Here is a 17,608-nt window from a genome sequence, read left to right as displayed (position 1 = left end):
TGGGGCGGCGCTCAGAGCTTCTCGACGGGGGCGTATCGGAGCAACAGCCGCTTGACGCCCTCGGAGCCGAAGTCGATGGAGGCGACGGCCTTCTCCCCCGCACCCTCGACGGAGACGACCGTGCCGAGGCCGAAGGTGTCGTGGGTGACGCGGTCGCCCGGCTCGAGCGAGGGGACGGCGCGCGCGGGCTTCGACTTCGCGGCGGCGTCGGCGCGAAGGGCGGCTGAGGAGAAGTTGCGCCGGCCGGCCGCCGTGGGCGTGCCGAGCCGCTGACCGGGGCGGTCGGCGGACCAGCGGTCGCCAGCCAGGCTGGGACGGCCCCAGCTCGCCATCGCCGCTTCCGTACGACGCCAGTCGACCAGGTCCACCGGCAGCTCGTCGAGGAAGCGGCTGGCGGGGTTGTGGGACGGCGCGCCCCAGGCCGACCGGACGACCGCCCGGGAGAGGAAGAGCCGCTCCCGGGCGCGGGTGATGCCGACGTACGCGAGACGGCGCTCCTCCTCCAGCTCGGTGCTGTCGCCGAGGGCGCGGGCGTGCGGGAAGACGCCGTCCTCCAGGCCGGTGAGGAAGACGACCGGGAACTCCAGCCCCTTGGCGGTGTGGAGCGTCATGAGCGTGACGACGCCCTCCTCGCCCTCGGGGATCTGATCGGAGTCGGCGACGAGCGCGACCCGCTCGAGGAAGTCGTCGAGACCGGGAGCCACGGTCCCGGCATCCACATCGGCAGGGTCGGCGCTCGGTCCGGCCACCGGGTCGTCGGAGAACTCCCGCGCGACCGCGACGAGCTCGGCGAGGTTCTCCACCCGGGTGGCATCCTGCGGGTCGTCGGACTCCTCCAAGGAGGCGAGGTAGCCCGACTTGTCGAGCGTCGTCTCGAGGATGACGTCGGGCCGCTCCCCCGCCTCGACGAGCTGCTGCAACTCCTCGACGAGCGCGACGAAGCCACGGATGTTGGCCAGGCTGCGGGTGGCGAGGCCGGGCGCGCCGTCGGCCCGCTGCAGCGCCTGCCAGAACGTGATCCGGTCACGCTCGGCGAGCGCGTTGACGCAGGCGATGGCCCGGTCGCCGATGCCGCGCTTGGGTGTGTTGACGATCCGGCGCAGGCTGACCTGGTCGTCGGGGTTGGCGAGCATGCGGAGGTAGGCCAGCGCGTCGCGGACCTCGCGCCGCTCGTAGAACCGGACCCCACCGACGACCTTGTAGGGCTGACCGGTGCGGATGAACACCTCCTCGAACACGCGCGACTGGGCGTTGGTGCGGTAGAAGACCGCGACCTCGGAGGGCTTGCGGCCCTCGTCGGCGAGCTTGTCGATCTCGTCGGAGACGAACCGGGCCTCGTCATGCTCGTCGTCGGCGACGTAACCGACGATCCGCTCGCCGTCGCCGGCGTCGCTCCACAGCCGCTTCTCCTTGCGGCCCTTGTTGTGTTTGATCACCGTGTTGGCGGCGGTCAGGATCGTCTGGGTCGAGCGGTAGTTCTGCTCCAGCAGGATGCTGGTGGCGTTGGGGAAGTCCTGCTCGAAGTCGAGGATGTTGCGGATGTTGGCGCCGCGGAAGGCATAGATCGACTGGTCGGCGTCACCCACCACCATGAGCTCCGCGGGCTCGCTGCGCGGCCCGTCGTCGTACGCCGGGTCGTCCATCTGCTCCGCGCAGAGCTGGTGGACCAGCGCGTACTGCGCGTGGTTGGTGTCCTGATATTCGTCCACGAGAACGTGGCGGAAGCGCCGGCGATAGGTCTCACGCACCTCCGGGAAGGCCTGGAAGAGGTGGACCGTCGTCATGATGAGGTCGTCGAAGTCGAGCGCGTTCGCCTGGCGCAGTCGCTTCTGATATTCCGCATAGGCCGCGACGAAGGTCTCCTCGAGCTGGTTGCGCGCGTCCTTGCGGGCCTCGTCGACGTCGCGCAGCTCGTTCTTCTGGTCCGAGACCCAGTTGAGCACCTGGGCCGGCTGGTAGCGCTTCGGGTCGAGGTCGAGGTCGGTGAGGACCAGCTGCATGAGCCGCTTCTGGTCCTGCGCGTCGTAGATCGTGAAGCTCGACTTGATCCCGAGTCGGTCGATCTCCTTGCGCAGGATGCGCACGCAGGCGGAGTGGAAGGTCGAGACCCACATGATCCTGGCGCGCCGGCCGACGAGATCCTCCACTCGCTCCTTCATCTCGGCCGCGGCCTTGTTCGTGAAGGTGATCGCCAGGATCGAGCCGGGATGGGCGCCGCGCTGGCTGATCAGCCACGCGATCCGCCGGGTGAGCACGCGGGTCTTGCCGGAGCCGGCGCCGGCGACGACGAGCAGCGGCGCGCCCTCGTGGACGACCGCCGCCCGCTGCGGCTCGTTGAGCCCCTCGAGCAGCTGCTCGGCGCTCGGGCCTCGGCGGGCAGGTCGGGGCGCGTCGGGGAGCGCGAACAGGGCGGCGGGGTCGGACGTAGTCATCTCGGAACCAGCCTAGGCTCCGAGACCGACAGACCCGGAACCGATGGTCACCCGGGAATGCCGGCGCCGGTCCGCGGTTGAATCCACCTGTCCGACCCCACTCAGACGAAGGAGTCCGAGATGTCCACGATCGCGCTCATCGGCGGGACCGGCTACACCGGCACCAACCTCGCCACCGAGGCCGCAGGCCGCGGCCACACCGTCATCTCCTGGAGCCGCAACGCTCCCGCCGAGCCCGTACCGGGCGTGACCTACGAGCACGGCCCCGCCGAGGAGGCGACCCGGATCATCCCGGGCGCCGACGCGGTCGTCGCGACGCTCTCGCCCCGCGGCGACACCGCGGGCACCGTGCTCGGCCTCTACCAGACGTACGCCGCCGCGGCGGCCGCCGCCGGAGCCCGCTTCATCGCGGTCGGCGGCTTCTCCTCGCTGCGTCCCGAGGCCGGCGCGCCCCGGTTCGTCGAGGGCGAGGTGCCCGAGCAGTTCCGCGCGGAGGCGACCGAGATGGACGCCGTCCGCGAGTGGCTGGCGACGTCGGCTCCCGCGGAGCTCGACTGGGTCTTCGTGAGCCCGGCGGGCGGCTACGGTGCTTGGGCGGCCGGCGAGAAGACCGGCGTCTTCCGGGTCGGTGGCGAGGTGGCGCTCTTCGACGACGAGGGCGGCTCCACCATCTCCGGCGCCGACTTCGCCATGGCGATCATCGACGAGATCGAGAAGGGTGAGCACCCCCGGGCGCACATCTCGGTCGCCTACTGATCCGGGCTCCGGCCTTCGGCGGCGCCGCCGCGACAGGCGGCGCCGTCCGGTCCGGTGTGGTGCACCCGGGCAGGCCTCAGTGGGCGTGCCAGATGGCGGCGACGCAGACGTTGGCGACGGTGAGGAAGAGGAGGCCGCCCCACAGGCCGTTGGGGATGCGCTCCTTGCGGAGGTTGATCATCACCAGGACCAGGATGATGAGCGCGACGACCAGCTTGACCGTCATCTTCCAGTGCCAGGCCGCGCCCGGCGAGTCCTGGGCGGAGTCGATCCCGAAGAGCGCGAGGCCGAGGACGAACGCCGTACCGATGCCGTCACGCATCAGGCCGTTGACCTTCTTGACCGGCTCCTTCGCCTGCACCAGCAGTCCGCCGAACAGGGCCGCGAAGCCCAGCAGGTGGATGACGAGCAGGATCGACTTCACGGTGGTCATGGACGCAGATCCTAGAGGCCGGGATCCGGGCGTCGTACGACGGGCTGCCCCGCTGGCTCAGCGCGACGGCTCAGCCCGGCGGGCTCAGAGCAGCCGTCGATCCGAGGCCCACCGGGTGAGCTCGTGACGCGACGAGAGCTGGAGCTTGCGCAAGACGTTGGACATGTGGGTCTCGACCGTCTTGATCGAGATGAACAGCTCCCCCGCGACCTCCTTGTAGGAGTAGCCGCGTGCGATCAGCCGCATCACCTCGCGCTCCCGCTCGGTGAGCCGGTCGAGGTCCTCGTCCACGTCCGCGAGGTCGACCGAGAGGCCCGTCCCCGCGAACGCGTCGAGCACGAAGCCCGCCAGGCGTGGGGAGAAGACCGCGTCGCCGTCGGCGACGCGCACGATCGCCGCGACCAGCTCGGGGCCGGTGATCGTCTTGGTGACGTAGCCGCGGGCTCCACCGCGGATCGTCCCGATGACATCCTCGGCGGCGTCGCTGACCGACAGCGCCAGGTAGCGCGGCGTCCCGTCGACGCTCGGCGCCCGCCGCATCACCTCGACGCCGCCACCACCGGGCAGGTGCACGTCGAGGAGTACGACGTCGGGCGCCTGCTCCATGATCGCGCGCACCGCGGTGTCGACGTCCTCGGCCTCGCCGACGACCTGCACGCCGGGCTGGCCGGCGAGCTCGGCGCGAACGCCGCTGCGGAACATGGCGTGGTCGTCGACGACCACCACCCGGGCCTCACTCATCGTTGCTCTCCTCCCGCGGCTGGCGCAGCCGCACCTCGGTCCCCTCGCCGGGTGCCGAGCGCACCTCGGCCCGTCCGCCGTGGCGCGCCATCCGCGCCATGATGCTGTCCCTCACGCCGTGCCGATCGCCGGGGACGTCGTCGAGGACGAACCCACGGCCCCGGTCCCGCACGAACACCTCGATCGCGTCCGGTCCCACCTCGGCGTAGACGTCGACCCGGCCGGTTCCGGCATGCTTCGCGGCGTTGGTGACCGCCTCCCGCGCCGCCGCCACGACCGGTGCCGATGTCGCGTCGAGCGGCGCGTCGCCCACGACCACCACGTCCACGCTGGCGCCGTGGTCGTCCTCGACCTCCGCGAGCGCCGCCTTCAACGCGGCGGCGAAGGTCTCGTCGGGCGAGCCGACGTCGTCGTAGAGCCAGCTGCGCAGGTCGCGCTCCTGGGCGCGGGCGAGCCGGGCGACGGTGGCCGGGTCGTCGGCGCTGCGCTGGATGAGCGCCAGCGTCTGCAGCACGGAGTCGTGCAGGTGGGCGGCGACGTCCGCCCGCTCCTGGGTCCGGACCCGCTCGGCGCGCTCGGCCGCGAGGTCGGTGACGAGCCGGTAGGCCCACGGCCCGACGACGACCGCGATCCCGACGATCCCGACGACGAAGGCGACGGTCAGGTCGCGGGCATCGGCCGCCGAGCCGCCGCGCAGGGTGAAGAGGCCGAAGGAGACGACGACGAGGACGACGCCGGCGGCGACCCGGGCATACGACGCCCAGCCGCCCCGTCCGAAGACCATCCGCACCGGGTCGAGCCGTCCGGTCGTGTCGAGCCAGCGCTCACGCTGGGCCTCGTCGGCCTGGCGCCACAGCAGGGCGACGCCGATCACGCCGAGCAGCACCGGCCAGAAGAGCAGCCAGCTGCCGATCGCCGACTCCAGCAGGAGCACCCCGCCGAAGCCAAGGACAACCAGCGCGATCGCCGGCCCCTTGTCGATCACCCTCCCGATCCGGGGCGGTCGGCGACCGCCCCGGGACGCGCTCTCCGCCCCCGGCGTGGACCGCTCGAACGGCGTCGCGGCCGGGAGGAAGATCCACAGGCCGGCGTACAGCGCGACGCCGAGGCCGCCCAGGACCGCGGTGAGGACGAAGAACGCACGCACGGCGAGCGCCGGCACATCGAGGTGGCGGGCGATCCCGGCCGCCACCCCGCCGATGACCGAGGCCTCGGTGTCGCGGAACGCTCGTCGGGGCGCTCGCGGTGGAGGCCCCGCCGCCGCGTGGGGCGCCGGGGTCACAGGGGTGGGGGCTGGGGTCGTCATCGTCGCCACCATCGTCACACGTGCCCGAGCGCGCGGCCATGCGGGAGCACCCCGATCCAGCAGGTCGCGGTCTCGGGGTCGCCACGGTGCGAATCAGGGGCGTCCCCGATGGTTGCGGCGGCGGGGACCGGCCACGCTGGACACCATGACCACCACTCCGACCGATCCCCCGTCGCCCGGCTCGGGCGGCGGACCGGGAGGCACCGGCACCCCCGGCCCGTCCGGACCTCACGTCAGCGCCGAGGAGGCGCGTGACCTCTCCCGCCTGCGGCGGACGGTCCACGGCAGCCCCGAGGGCCGCCACATCGCCGGCGTCGCCGGCGGCCTCGCCCGCCACCTCGACATCGACCCGATCATCGTCCGGGTGGGCCTGGTCGTGCTCGTCTTCTTCGGCGGCGCGGGATTGCTGCTCTACGCCGTCGGCTGGCTGTTCGTGCCGGAGGAGGGCCGGGAGCAAGCGGTCATCAAGGTCGATCCACGCGGCCGGTCGCTCGTCCTCTACGTCACGGGCGGGATCGCCCTCCTCGCCATCCTCGGCGACACCGTCGGACGCTTCCACCTCCCGTGGCCGCTCATCGTGGTCGCCCTGGTCGTGCTCGTCCTGCTCACCCGCCGCGAGGGCGCGTGGACGAGGCTCGGCCGATCCGGGGAGCAGGCCGGCGACCCCGGCGGCACGAGGCCCGCCGCGCCCTGGCCGACCGACCCCGTGGCGCCCGCGCCGTACGCCGGACGGGTCGACCTCTCGAAGGACGCGACCGCTCATGGACCCGCGCCCGCCGGGCCGGCCCCGGTCCCGCCGCCGACCTGGGTGCGACCGCCGGACCCGCGCCGGCGCGGCCCGCTCCTCTTCCTGCCGACGCTGTGCCTGATCGCGTTGGCCGACGGGCTGCTCGGCGTCGTCGACGTCGCCGGTGCGGACATCGCCGGTCCGGCCTATCCGGCCCTCGCCCTCGGCGTGATCGGCGCGATGCTCGTGCTCGGGTCGCTGTGGGGCCGCGCGGGCGGCCTCATCGCCCTCGGTCTGATCGGCACGCTCGTCCTCGCCGGCAGCGCCGCAGCGCACGAGTGGGACCTCCACGACAGCAACCGGACGCTGCATCCGGCGACGGCCGCCCAGGTCCCGGCCGACTATGACTTCAACGTCGGCGAGGTGGTGCTCGACCTCACCTCGGTGGCCGACCTCGAGGCCCTCGACGGTCGCACCCTCCGCCTCGACGGCGACATGGGCCGCATCCGCGTCATCGTCCCCGACGAGCTCACCGTCGAGGCCCACGGCCACGTCGGCGGCCCCGGCAACGTCCGGCTCTTCGACGAGGGCCGCGGCGGCATCGACAACACCCTCGACCACGTCCGCCCCGGCACCGCCGGCGATGCGCCCGAGATCACCATCGACGCCGATCTCTCGGTCGGGTCGATCGAGGTGGTCGACGAGGACCACGCCACACGCAGCGACCGACTCGGAGAACGGAGCACCCGATGAGCACGTACGACGACGACCCCACCGCCGAACTGCCGGGCACGGACGGCACGGCCACACCACCTCCCCCGCCTCCCCCGACCGGCGGCCCCGCCAGCCGGGACGACCGGCGCGGTGGGCGACACGTGGTCAACATCGGCCACCTCGTGATGGGCCTGGTCTTCCTGACCTTCGTGGCCATCTGGGGACTGGTGCAGACCGACGTCGTCGAGGGCGACGACATCCGGTTCCTCCTGCCGGTGCCGTGGGTCCTCGGCGGCGCCGTCGGCCTCTGCGTCGCGCTGGTCGCCGGGGCACGACGCAGACGCGGCTGAGGCGATGCGACGATCCCCGGCCCGGTCTCAGATCACCCAGCGGGCCGAGAGCTCGTCGTCCTCCGGCGGCGGGCCGGGCAGGCGCCGCGACGCCGCCCCGGCCCGCAGGCCGTCGAGGATGAGCGAGAGATAGCGGCGGCGCAGTGCCGCCGTACGCTCCGGGGAGCCGAGGTCGAGGCTGCCGATCTGCTCCACGAGCAGGGTCAGGTCGGCGCGACTCACGTCGGGCCTCATCATGCCGCTGCCGCGCGCGGCACGCAGGATGCGGTCGGTGACGGCGTTCGCCTGCTCACCGAGCGCGGCCAGGTCGTCGTCGACGACGACCGTCCCCGCCAGGCACGGCGTGAGCTGGTGGACGCCGTCATCGACGACGTGGCCGAGGAACTCGCCGAGCGCGGCCCACGGGTCCTCGCCGTCGGAGAGCGCGGCCTCGCCGAGCGCGATGTAGCGGCGCAGGTTGTCGTCGCAGACCGCGCGGAAGAGCTCCTGCTTGTTGGCGTAGCGGCGATAGAGCCCGCCCACCCCCATCCGCGCCTCGCGTGCCACCGCCGACATCGAGGCCCTCGGATCGCGCAGCAGCACCGCGCGGGCCGCGTCGAGGACGGCACGGTCGCCGGTCGTGACTGGCATGCCTCCACACTATGCCGGGTCGGCGCCCGGGGGACGAGGTTCGGACAGCCGGCGTCAGGCCGTCTCCTCCATCCCGCGGTCGACGGCGAGCTCGCGCAGCGCCGCGACACAGCGGTCCGGGTAGTCGGCGAACACCCCGTCGACGCCGGCCTCGTAGAGCCGCGTCGCCTGGTCGCGCCCGGCGCGCAACGTCCAGACGAAGACCTTCAGACCGGCCCGGTGGGCGTCCCCGACCAGGCCGGTCGCGGGCTGCCCCTTCTTGCGCACCATCGACTTCTTGGGACCGATCGCGTCGGCGTACGCCGCGATGGCGTGGCAGTCGACCCGGCCCCACGAGGGATCCAGCAACTGGACGAGCGGCAGCTCGGTGAGCGGGCTGATCCGGCGGACGAAGTCCTCCTCGAAGCTCTGGATCCACACCCGCGAGCCGCGGTGGTCGACCCCGTGGTCACGCAGGGTCTCCAGCAGCGGACGGGTCATCGGGAGACCGTGCCCGGCGAAGTACGACGGATGCTTGACCTCCACGTGGAGGCCGATGCGGTGCCCCCGACGCCCGGACTCCTCGGCCACGAGGAGGAGCAGCGTGTCGAGCGTGATGATCCGGTCGGCGACCGTCGGCGCCCCCAGCCCGTAGAGCTCCTCGTAGGTGAAGTCCTCGGTGAACCATCCGGTGAGCTTCTTGCGCCCCACGATCCTCGTCGTACGCCGGTCGGCGAACTCGGGGCGGGTGGCGATGTCGGTCGTGCGGCTGAGCTCGTTCTCATGACGCAGCACGAGGACGCCGTCCTTGCTCATCACGACATCGGTCTCGAGGGCGTCGGCGCCTTGGCGCAGCGCCAGGCGGTAGGAGGCGAGGGAGTGCTCGGGGAGGTATCCGGGGGCACCGCGGTGCCCGATGACCAGCGGCCGCATGAGATGCTCGATGGTCGCTCGCTGACGCTCGCTCACGCGGCCACCCCCGTCAGGGCAACGACAGAATACGGACGCGGCCGCATGAGATGCTCGATGGTCGCTCGCTGACGCTCGCTCATGGCTCCACGGTGTCGGCCGGTGACGACCACCCAGCCAGCACGACGTGAACCATGGGTGACCATTGGACGCATGGAGCTGCTGCGCCTGCCCGTCCTGGACCGCCCTGACCTCGTCGCCGATCCCGTCTCGGCCGCCCTCTCCGGGTGGCCCGCGGCCACCCAGGTGAGCGTGGCGGAGATCGATCCCGACCTCGCCGACACCGCCGCGTTCAACGCCGCCTATGCCCGGCCGGCGGACGCCGGGGCCAACTGCGTCGTGGTCTCCGGCCGCCGCGACGGCGAGGAGCGCGTCGCCGCCTGCGTGGTCCGCTCAGACCTCCGCACCGACGTCAACCGCCTCGTGAAGCGTCTCCTCGACGTCAGGAAGGCGTCCTTCCTCCCGATGGAGCGCGCGACCGAGGAGTCCGGGATGGAGTACGGCGGCATCACCCCCGTGGGGCTGCCCAAGCAGTGGCGGCTCCTCGTCGATGCGTCGGTGCTGACGCAGTCGGACATCGTGATCGGCTCCGGCCTGCGACGCTCGAAGCTGCTGCTCCCCGGCCGCCTGCTCGCCGAGGTCCCAGGGGCCGAGGTCATCGAGCAACTCGGCCTGCCCGTGTGACATCCAGAGTGCAGAGCGCACGGTGGGTGTCACACGAGCGTCAGGGGGTGTCCTCACCTCGCCACACGACGCCCTCTCGGATGATCCGGGCGGGGGTGCCGGCCACGGCGGTGCCGGGCGGCACCTTCTGGCCGCGGACCAGGCTGCGCATGCCGACGACGGCCCCCTCGCCGATCTCGACGTGGCCGGTGACGACGGCGTCGCGGCCCAGCCAGACGTGGCTGCGCAGGCGGATGTGGGCGCCGTACGGGTTGATCCGCTGGCCGGTGGCGGCGTCCTCGAGGCGGTGCATGTCGTCGGTCGCGATGTAGACCCCGGCCGCCCAGAGCTGGTCGTGGTCGGCGACGACGGAGCCGCCGTTGCGCGCGTCGACCTGGGCTCGGGAGGTGCCGACCACGCCGCTGGTCAGGATGACCGCCGAGCCGCCGCCGCAGTAGATCTCGCCGGCGGAGAGATGGCTGTCGCGCCCGACGTAGACGGTCGCACCGTCGCCGCCGAGAAGCAGGCAGGTGAGCGCCTCGAGGTCGGTGCCGACGACGACGAGGGCGTCGCGGAACGGGTAGGTGACCATCAGCTCGACGAGCCGCGCGGGCAGGTCGAACCCGTCGCGGAGGTAGAGCGCGTTGCCGCCCTCGTGCCACCACTGCGGAAGCGGCCCTGTCACCGCGCGGTAGGACAGCCCGGCGAGCGCCTGCGGGTCGAGACCGGCGGTGACGAGACGGCTGCGGTGAGCATCGGTGAGCGCGTCACCCCGGGTCCACGGCATGGCGGACAATCTAACCGGCGCCTCGCCATGGACGACCAGAGGCGCGACACTGGCGGGGTGGACTCGGCAGACCCGGCGGACGATGGCTCGCGACGTCAGGGAGACGGCCGCCGCGAGACGCCTGAGGAGCGCCTCGACCGGCTCTGGGACGACCTGCTCCAGGAGCTGCGCGTCATGCAGACCGGGGCGCAGCTCACGGCCGGGTTCCTGCTCACCCTGCCCTTCCAGCAGCGGTTCCGCGACCTCGACGGCGCCCAGCGCGGGCTCTTCCTCGCGCTCGTCGTCCTCGCGCTGCTCACGACCGTCCTCATCATGACCGCGATCCGGGTGCACCAGCGCCTCTCCGGGCGGCACATCAAGGAGCGGGTCGTCGGGACCGCGCGACGCTTGATGAGCGGCGTGCTGACCACGTTGTCGCTGCTGATCGTCGGGATCAGCGTCCTGATGTTCGACATGGTGCTCGACCGGACGCTCGCGATCGTCGCGGGCGTGGCCTTCGGCGTGCTGCTGGCCCTCCTGCTCCTCGCCCTCCCCCGGCGGCTGATGTCGCCGCCGCGCGACCGCGCGGACGCCGAGTAGGCGACGCCGGCGTCCGCGCGGACCGCCGGCGTCGGCCCGGGCTCAGCTCAGAGCGCGCGCAGCTTGGGGAGGATCTCCTCGCCGTACAGCTTGAGGAAGGTGGCCTGGTCGGGGCCCGGCGCGTGGAAGACGAGGTGGGTGAAGCCCATGTCGAGGTATTCCTTGATCCGCGCGACGTGCTCGTCGGGGTCGGTGGAGACGATGAACCGCTTGGCGGTCGCCTCGACCGGCAGCTCGTCGGCGAGCCGCTGCATCTCGACCGGGTCCTCGACGGAGTGCTTCTGCTCGGCCGAGAGGCCGAGCGCCCCCCAGAAGCGGGTCGCCTCCATCGCCTTGTCGCGGTCGTGGTCGAAGGAGACCTTGACCTCGATCATCATGTCGAGGTCCTCCGGCTTGCGACCGGACAGCTCGATCCCGGTGCGTACGGCAGGCAGCAGCGTGTCCTCGTAGAGCTCGCGACCCTTGCCGGAGGTGGTGATATAGCCGTCGCCCGAGCGACCGGCGTACTTCGTGGCGGCCGGGCCGGAGCCGGCGAGGTAGATCGGCACCGGGATCTCGGGCTTGTCATAGATCGTGGCCCGGTCGAGCTTGTAGTAGTCGCCCTCGAAGGTGATCCGGTCCTCCTTCCACAGCCGCTTGATGATCCGCACAGCCTCGCGGAAGCGGGCGAACCGCTCCTTGCCGTCGGGCCACTCGAGGCCGAGCGGCACCTCGTTCATCGACTCGCCCGTGCCCATGCCGAGGATGACGCGTCCCGGGAAGAGCGAGCCCAGGGTCGCGAACGACTGCGCGACGATCGCCGGGTGGTAGCGGAAGGTGGGGGTGAGCACCGACGTGCCCATGGTGATCCGCTCGGTGCGCGCGCCGAGGGCGCCGAGCCAGGTCATCGCGAACGGGGCGTGGCCGCCGTCGTGACGCCAGGGCTGGAGATGGTCGGAGACGAAGACGGAGTCGAAGCCGCACTCCTCGGCGAGCACGCCGTAGTCGAGGAGCTCGGTGGGAGCGAACTGCTCGTTGGAGGCCTTGTAGCCGAACCTGATGTCAGTCACGGTTTCGATCATGCCACCGGACGACGAGCGGCCACCGCCGGTCCGGTGACCGAGCGGTAACCTCCGGCTCATGAAGCTCTCCATGCCCTTGACGTACTTCGGCAACCCGCGTGAGACCGCCGACCAGGTGGTCGGCCTCGAGAATGCCGGTCTCGACCAGATCTGGGTGGCCGAGCCGTACGGCTTCGACGCGGTCTCCCTGCTCGGCTACCTCGCCGCCAAGACCGAGACGGTCGAGCTCGGCGCCGGCATCCTCAACATCTACAGCCGTACGCCGGGGGCTCTCCTGCAGACCGCGGCCGGCCTCGACAACGTCTCCGGAGGGCGCGCGATCATCGGCCTCGGCGCGAGCGGCCCCCAGGTCATCGAGGGCTTCCACGGCGTGCCGTACGACAAGCCGCTGTCCCGCACCCGCGAGATCATCGGCCTGCTCCGCGCCGGCCTGCGCGGCGAGCGCCTGGAGAGCGACGGGCTCTACAAGCTGCCCCTCCCTGCCGACCAGGGCACCGGCCTCGGCAAGCCGCTCAAGCTCCTCAACCGCCCCGAGCGCGCGGACGTCCCGCTGTGGGTGGCGGCGCTCGGCGCCAAGAACGTCACCATGACCGCCGAGGTCGCCGACGGCTGGCTGCCCTTCCTCTTCCACCCGGAGAAGGCCGCGCAGGTCTGGGGCGAGGCGCTGGCCGCCGGTCGAGCGAAGCGCTCCCCCGACCTGCGCCCGCTCGAGATCGCGGCCGGCGGTCTGCTGGCGGTCACCGACGACGCGGACCAGGCCCGCGCCTACCTCGACCAGATGCGCGGCGTCTATGCGCTCTACGTCGGCGGCATGGGCGCCCGCGGGAAGAACTTCTACAACGACCTGGCGGTCAGCTACGGCTTCGAGGCGGAGGCGAAGGAGATCCAGGACCTCTACCTCGACGGCCGCAAGCGCGACGCGGAGGCGAAGGTCCCGCTCGCGTGGCTCGAGGCCGCCAACCTGGTGGGCCCGGAGAGCTATGTGAAGGAGCGGATCGCGGCGTACGCCGAGGCCGGCGTGACCAGCCTGCAGGTGACGCCCGCCTTCGGCACGGACGCCCCCGCGGCGATCGCCCAGGTCAAGGGGTGGATCTCCTGACCCTGCGATCCATCCGGGCGGCCCGCTCACGGCGGGCCGCCCGCGGAGCAGACCCGGAGCCCACCCGGACGGTCCTCTGAGGTAGGGCGGGACCGATCTAGGGGAAAACCCCGATGCCGTCGGGGGTAAAGAGTGGTGCGCTGGAGACCATGCACAGACGGCTCGCAGGCGCGCTGACGGGGCGCGTGACGAAGTGGATCGTGCTGGTGGCCTGGATCGTGGTCTTCGTCGTCGCCGGCACGTTCGCCCAGAAGCTGACCGACGTCCAGAACAACGAGGCGTCCTCGTGGCTGCCCGACAGCGCCGAGTCGACCCAGGCGCTCGAGCGGCTCGCTCCCTTCTCCGACTCCGACGACATCCCGACGCTGGTGGTCTACCACCGCGCGGGCGGCCTGACCGCCGCCGACTACCGGGCGATCGACCGGCAGGCGACCGAGCTCGCCACCCTCGACGGCGTGGTGTCGACACCGGGCACGCCGCCGGTCGTCGCCCCGACCGACGAGGCCGCCGGGCAGCGTCTCGGCCTGGTCTCGAAGGACGGCGAGGTCGCGACGTCCGTCCTGACCTTCAACTTCGGCGCCAACGGCTGGAACGACCTGCCCCCGGTCGCCGACAAGCTCCGCGACATCGCCCATCTCGACGGCGCCGACGTCCATCTCGCCGGCCCGGGCGGCCAGGCGGCCGACGCCGCGGACGCGTTCGCCGGCATCGACGGCACGCTGCTCTACGCCGCCCTCGGTGTCGTCATCGTGATCCTGCTCTTCACCTACCGCAGCCCGATCCTCTGGCTCCTGCCGATCCTCTCCGCGGTCGTCGCGCTGTTCACGGCCGAGGCGGTGATCTACTTCCTGGCGAAGTACGCCGACCTCACGGTCAACGGCCAGAGCCAGGCGATCCTGAGCGTGCTCGTCATCGGGGCCGGGACCGACTACGCGCTCCTGCTCGTCGCGCGCTACCGCGAGGAGCTGCGCCGCCACGAGGACCGGCACGAGGCGATGGCGTTCGCACTCCACCGTGCCTCTCCCGCGGTGATCGCGAGCGCCTCGACGGTGGCCGTCGGCATGCTGTGCCTGCTCGTCGCGGAGATGAACTCCACCGCCGGGCTCGGCCCGATCATGGCGATCGGCGTCGTGGTCACCCTTCTCGTGATGCTCACGCTGCTTCCGGCGCTGCTCGTCGTCACCGGCCGCTGGATGTTCTGGCCGAAGCGGCCGACCTACGGCTCGCCGGAGCCCACCACAACGGGCCTGTGGGCCCGGATCGGGCGCCGGATCGCACCGCGCCCACGGGCGGTCTGGGCCACGACGGCCGTCGTCCTCGGCGTCGCGTGCCTCGGTCTGCTGACGCTCCACACCGGCAACATCCCGAACGACGAGCAGTACACCAAGGACTACGACTCGATCATCGGGCAGCGCACGCTCGCCGCCCACGACCTCGCCGACACCTCGACACCCATCCAGGTCGTCGCGAACGCCGACCACGCCGACGCCGTCGTCGCCGCACTGCGCGACGTCCCCGGCCTGGGAGCGGTCGACGCCGGCGTACCCGCGAAGGGAGGGGTGAAGTACGTCGAGGTCGCCCAGTCGCTCGACCCGGCGAGCGACGCCGCCGCCGCGCAGGTGGAACGGGCTCGCGATGCCGTCCACCGGATCGCGGGCGCCGACGCCCAGGTCGGCGGCTCGGCTGCGCTCTTCCTCGACACCGAGCGGGCGGCCCACCGCGACAACCTGGTGATCATCCCGATCGTCCTCGTGGTCGTCATGGTCATCCTGATGCTGCTGCTCCGGGCGCTGCTCGCCCCGGTGCTGCTGATCCTGACCGTCATCCTCTCGTTCGGCGCGGCACTGGGGATCTCGGCGCTGATCTTCACCTACGTCTATGGCTTCGACATGGCCGACTCCGGCTATCCGCTCTTCGTCTTCGTCTTCCTGGTCGCGCTCGGCATCGACTACAACATCTTCCTGATGAGCCGGGTGCGCGAGGAGACCCATCACGTCGGCACCCGCCGCGGATCGCTCATCGCGCTCGCCTCGACCGGTGGTGTGATCACCTCGGCCGGGCTCGTGCTGGCGGCGACGTTCGCCGTGCTCGGCACCATCCCGCTGGTCTTCCTCGCCGAGATCGGCACCGCGATCGCGCTCGGCGTCATGCTCGACACCATGGTCGTCCGGGCCATCCTCGTGACCGCGCTCAACCTCGACCTCGGTGGCCGGATCTGGTGGCCGAGCCGGCTCGACCGCGGCGACGAGCCGGCCGTCGTCCCCGCGGCGGCCGAGACCGCCGAGACCTGAGGGGCGTACCCCAGATCGGGTAGCCGTCTCCCCCACATGGGGTAGAGCCGCGCAGATCCTGCCGTCGGAGCTTTCCCCGCCGTGAAAGTCGTCGCCGAGGGCCCCCGCTCGGGGCCGTACCGACGACGAGGGGAAACCCGTGAAAACTTCCATCAGACGAACGTCCACCCGGACGTCCCGCCTCGCTCTGGTGGCCGGCACGGCCACCGCGCTCGCAGCCGGCTCGATCGCTCTGCTCCCGGGGGCTGCCTCCGCGGAGGACACGGGCTCGGGCCCCCTGAACTACAGCTGCACCTACGGCTCCTTGGTGGACGGCGCGCAGTCGACGGCCGTCGTGATCACCATCGGCGTCGAGCCGGATGCACCCAAGGTCGGCGACGTGCTCGACATCACCAGCACGACGCAGCTCACGCTGCCGGCAAGCGTCATGGCCGCCGTGAAGGCGCTCTCGCCCACCGCGGTCAAGCTCGTCGCCCAGGACGACACCGACGCGAACCGGTTGGGCGTGAAGGAGATCTACGTCAGCGGGAGCAGCCAGACGCAGGTGCCGACACACCCCGCCTTCACCCTGAAGCAGGACGGCACCTCGTGGGTGTTCACGGGCAGCAGCCCGGCGCCGAACCACGTCGATCCCGGCCCGAAGGCTCCAGGAGCCTACGAGATCAGGGCCGCCGGCATCGACCTCGAGTTCCAGGTCACGACGGCGAGCGGAACGACGACGTACCCCGTCACCTGTGGGGCCATCGCCGGCAACCCGCTCATCGACAGCATGCTGGTCACCGCACCGACGACGACCGCAGTCGCCCTCGGCGCCTCGTCCTGGACCTACCCCGCCGCGGGTCCGAGCGCGACGGCCACCGTGGCCTCGCCCGGCGCTGCGTCGAGCTGGCCCGCGATCGCCGGCACGGTGCAGTTCTACGACGGCACCGCCAAGCTCGGCGCCCCCGTGACCGTGGGCAGCAACGGGAAGGCGACCCTGACGCACCTGTCCGGCCTCACGCTCGGCAACCACCAGATCACGGCGACCTACCTGCCCGCCGCCGGTGGCCCGTACGCCGGCAGCAGCGCCTCGGCGTCGCAGCCGCTGACCGTCAACACGAAGACGACCACGAAGGTGACCGCGCCGGCGTCCGTCGACATCGACGCCACCGGGGCGACCGCGACCGCGACGGTGAAGAGCAGCGAGGGCAGCACGCCGACGGGCACGGTGACGTTCTCGGTCGACGACACGCAGACAACGGTGCCGCTCCAGAACGGCACCGCCTCACTCCCCCTGCCGACCGGCACGCCCGGTCTGCACAGCGTGACGGCGACGTACGACGGCAGCGGGAACTACCTCGCCAGTGGCCCCGACACCACGTCGTACGGCGTCGGTGTCGCGGCCACGACGACCACCCTGCGGCTCAACCACAGCTCGACGGCGTACGGCATCAAGACGACCGCGAAGGCGACCGTGTCGAGCACGCACGGCACGCCGGCCGGCACGGTGACGTTCAAGGTCGGGAGCCACACCTACCACGCCACGGTCAAGAACGGGGTCGCGAGCTACACCCTGCCCGCGCTGGCCCCGGGCAGCTACCGCGTGACCGCCGCGTTCGCGCCGACCGACACCGACACCTACCTGGCGAGCACCTCGGCCGCGTCGACCCTGCGGATCACCAAGGACTCGACCCGCACCACCTCGTCGGTCCGGGGCGTCAGGCTCCACCAGAAGCCGACGGCCACGGTGGCGGTCCACAGCACCCACCGTGGAGCCGTGAGCGGCAAGGTCAAGGTCCAGCTCAAGCGCTACGGCCGGGTGATGCAGACCCGCACCCTGACGCTGAGGAACGGTCGCGCCACGGCGAACTTCTGGAAGATCAACCGGGCCGGGACGTGGCGCGTGGTCGCGACGTACGCCGGCAACGCCTCGCTCACGAAGTCGGCGATCACCAAGATGGTCGTCGTCAAGGCGCCCAAGCCGGTCAAGCACAAGAAGGCCCACAAGAAGCACTGATCCGCTGACACCGATCGTGGCCGCCCGGCACCGCCGGGCGGCCACGTCGCGTGCCGAGCGGCCTCGATGCGGTCACGGGCGCCCCCGAGCGCGCG

The 17,608-nt window shown here is 71.8% G+C and carries 16 protein-coding genes; 8 read left to right on the top strand and 8 right to left on the bottom strand.

Translation table 11 applies throughout. The features are described from left to right. Positions 1-11 precede the first annotated feature (11 nt). Complete coding sequence (gene pcrA / locus AB3X52_RS10990) at positions 12-2,432, bottom strand: DNA helicase PcrA (protein WP_367994112.1); 2,421 nt, start codon at positions 2,430-2,432, stop codon at positions 12-14. A gap of 120 nt (positions 2,433-2,552) precedes the next feature. Between pcrA and AB3X52_RS10985 the strand changes: the two genes are divergently transcribed. Further along, positions 2,553-3,188: an NAD(P)-dependent oxidoreductase gene (locus tag AB3X52_RS10985; protein ID WP_367994111.1), complete on the top strand. Its 636-nt coding sequence runs from the start codon at positions 2,553-2,555 to the stop codon at positions 3,186-3,188. Between the two features lie 76 nt (positions 3,189-3,264). On the opposite strand, the gene AB3X52_RS10980 is transcribed toward AB3X52_RS10985, so the two are convergent. From AB3X52_RS10980 to AB3X52_RS10970, 3 genes are all read right to left on the bottom strand, one after another. After that, positions 3,265-3,621 carry a hypothetical protein gene (locus tag AB3X52_RS10980; RefSeq protein WP_367994110.1) on the bottom strand — a complete coding sequence of 119 codons (357 nt, stop codon included), beginning with the start codon at positions 3,619-3,621 and terminating at the stop codon, positions 3,265-3,267. Between the two features lie 84 nt (positions 3,622-3,705). Continuing rightward, a complete protein-coding gene (locus AB3X52_RS10975) occupies positions 3,706-4,362 on the bottom strand; it encodes a LuxR C-terminal-related transcriptional regulator (RefSeq protein WP_367994109.1) in 657 nt (218 codons plus the stop codon). Further along, positions 4,355-5,668: a PspC domain-containing protein gene (locus AB3X52_RS10970; RefSeq protein ID WP_367994108.1), complete on the bottom strand. Its 1,314-nt coding sequence runs from the start codon at positions 5,666-5,668 to the stop codon at positions 4,355-4,357. The genes AB3X52_RS10975 and AB3X52_RS10970 overlap by 8 nt, the downstream gene beginning before the upstream one ends. 145 nt (positions 5,669-5,813) lie before the next feature. Between AB3X52_RS10970 and AB3X52_RS10965 the strand changes: the two genes are divergently transcribed. Together AB3X52_RS10965 and AB3X52_RS10960 are read left to right on the top strand one after the other, a co-directional pair. Next, the gene (locus tag AB3X52_RS10965) at positions 5,814-7,148 is read left to right on the top strand and encodes a PspC domain-containing protein (RefSeq protein WP_367994107.1); all 1,335 of its coding nucleotides are present in this window, start codon (positions 5,814-5,816) and stop codon (positions 7,146-7,148) included. Further along, the gene (locus AB3X52_RS10960; RefSeq protein ID WP_367994106.1) at positions 7,145-7,459 is read left to right on the top strand and encodes a hypothetical protein; all 315 of its coding nucleotides are present in this window, start codon (positions 7,145-7,147) and stop codon (positions 7,457-7,459) included. Before AB3X52_RS10965 ends, AB3X52_RS10960 begins: the two co-directional genes overlap by 4 nt. A 27-nt stretch (positions 7,460-7,486) precedes the next feature. Here AB3X52_RS10960 and AB3X52_RS10955 read toward each other — a convergent pair whose 3' ends face one another. Continuing rightward, a complete protein-coding gene (locus AB3X52_RS10955) occupies positions 7,487-8,089 on the bottom strand; it encodes a TetR/AcrR family transcriptional regulator (RefSeq protein WP_367994105.1) in 603 nt (200 codons plus the stop codon). 54 nt (positions 8,090-8,143) lie between these two features. Further along, entirely contained in the window at positions 8,144-9,037 is an 894-nt protein-coding gene (locus AB3X52_RS10950; RefSeq protein ID WP_367994104.1) for a glycerophosphodiester phosphodiesterase family protein, read from the bottom strand. Between the two features lie 153 nt (positions 9,038-9,190). Here AB3X52_RS10950 and AB3X52_RS10945 point away from each other — a divergent pair, with 153 nt between their 5' ends. Further along, positions 9,191-9,721 (top strand): YbaK/EbsC family protein, encoded by a 531-nt coding sequence (locus tag AB3X52_RS10945; protein ID WP_367994103.1) that lies wholly within the window; start codon positions 9,191-9,193, stop codon positions 9,719-9,721. A gap of 40 nt (positions 9,722-9,761) precedes the next feature. Here the strand turns inward: AB3X52_RS10945 and AB3X52_RS10940 are convergent, their stop codons facing one another. After that, positions 9,762-10,487 carry an acyltransferase gene (locus AB3X52_RS10940; protein WP_367994102.1) on the bottom strand — a complete coding sequence of 242 codons (726 nt, stop codon included), beginning with the start codon at positions 10,485-10,487 and terminating at the stop codon, positions 9,762-9,764. 57 nt (positions 10,488-10,544) lie between these two features. On the opposite strand from AB3X52_RS10940, the gene AB3X52_RS10935 reads away from it, so the two are divergent. Continuing rightward, complete coding sequence (locus AB3X52_RS10935) at positions 10,545-11,066, top strand: DUF6328 family protein (RefSeq protein ID WP_367994101.1); 522 nt, start codon at positions 10,545-10,547, stop codon at positions 11,064-11,066. Between the two features lie 47 nt (positions 11,067-11,113). On the opposite strand, the gene fgd is transcribed toward AB3X52_RS10935, so the two are convergent. Then, entirely contained in the window at positions 11,114-12,127 is a 1,014-nt protein-coding gene (gene fgd, locus AB3X52_RS10930) for a glucose-6-phosphate dehydrogenase (coenzyme-F420) (protein ID WP_367994124.1), read from the bottom strand. Between the two features lie 58 nt (positions 12,128-12,185). On the opposite strand from fgd, the gene AB3X52_RS10925 reads away from it, so the two are divergent. The 3 genes from AB3X52_RS10925 to AB3X52_RS10915 all read left to right on the top strand — a co-directional run bounded on the left by AB3X52_RS10925 (position 12,186) and on the right by AB3X52_RS10915 (position 17,513). After that, complete coding sequence (locus AB3X52_RS10925; RefSeq protein ID WP_367994100.1) at positions 12,186-13,226, top strand: LLM class F420-dependent oxidoreductase; 1,041 nt, start codon at positions 12,186-12,188, stop codon at positions 13,224-13,226. A gap of 149 nt (positions 13,227-13,375) precedes the next feature. After that, positions 13,376-15,517 (top strand): MMPL family transporter, encoded by a 2,142-nt coding sequence (locus AB3X52_RS10920; protein WP_367994099.1) that lies wholly within the window; start codon positions 13,376-13,378, stop codon positions 15,515-15,517. A gap of 190 nt (positions 15,518-15,707) precedes the next feature. Continuing rightward, positions 15,708-17,513 (top strand): Ig-like domain-containing protein, encoded by a 1,806-nt coding sequence (locus AB3X52_RS10915; RefSeq protein WP_367994098.1) that lies wholly within the window; start codon positions 15,708-15,710, stop codon positions 17,511-17,513. The last annotated feature ends 95 nt before the right edge of the window (positions 17,514-17,608 follow it).

The organism is Nocardioides eburneus, assembly GCF_040838215.1.
Classification (GTDB): Bacteria; Actinomycetota; Actinomycetes; order Propionibacteriales; family Nocardioidaceae; genus Nocardioides; species Nocardioides eburneus.
The sequence above is the reverse complement of the archived record's forward strand: the minus strand, read 5'-3'. Positions and strand labels throughout refer to the sequence as shown.

Coding starts and splice junctions, on each gene's coding strand:
- AB3X52_RS10970 (WP_367994108.1), bottom strand. CDS start 5,668: ATGACGACCCCAGCCCCCACCCCTGTGACCCCGGCGCCCCACGCGGCG.
- AB3X52_RS10975 (WP_367994109.1), bottom strand. CDS start 4,362: ATGAGTGAGGCCCGGGTGGTGGTCGTCGACGACCACGCCATGTTCCGC.
- AB3X52_RS10925 (WP_367994100.1), top strand. CDS start 12,186: ATGAAGCTCTCCATGCCCTTGACGTACTTCGGCAACCCGCGTGAGACC.
- AB3X52_RS10980 (WP_367994110.1), bottom strand. CDS start 3,621: ATGACCACCGTGAAGTCGATCCTGCTCGTCATCCACCTGCTGGGCTTC.
- AB3X52_RS10985 (WP_367994111.1), top strand. CDS start 2,553: ATGTCCACGATCGCGCTCATCGGCGGGACCGGCTACACCGGCACCAAC.
- fgd (WP_367994124.1), bottom strand. CDS start 12,127: ATGATCGAAACCGTGACTGACATCAGGTTCGGCTACAAGGCCTCCAAC.
- AB3X52_RS10940 (WP_367994102.1), bottom strand. CDS start 10,487: ATGCCGTGGACCCGGGGTGACGCGCTCACCGATGCTCACCGCAGCCGT.
- AB3X52_RS10920 (WP_367994099.1), top strand. CDS start 13,376: ATGCACAGACGGCTCGCAGGCGCGCTGACGGGGCGCGTGACGAAGTGG.
- AB3X52_RS10960 (WP_367994106.1), top strand. CDS start 7,145: ATGAGCACGTACGACGACGACCCCACCGCCGAACTGCCGGGCACGGAC.
- AB3X52_RS10945 (WP_367994103.1), top strand. CDS start 9,191: ATGGAGCTGCTGCGCCTGCCCGTCCTGGACCGCCCTGACCTCGTCGCC.
- AB3X52_RS10965 (WP_367994107.1), top strand. CDS start 5,814: ATGACCACCACTCCGACCGATCCCCCGTCGCCCGGCTCGGGCGGCGGA.
- pcrA (WP_367994112.1), bottom strand. CDS start 2,432: ATGACTACGTCCGACCCCGCCGCCCTGTTCGCGCTCCCCGACGCGCCC.
- AB3X52_RS10955 (WP_367994105.1), bottom strand. CDS start 8,089: ATGCCAGTCACGACCGGCGACCGTGCCGTCCTCGACGCGGCCCGCGCG.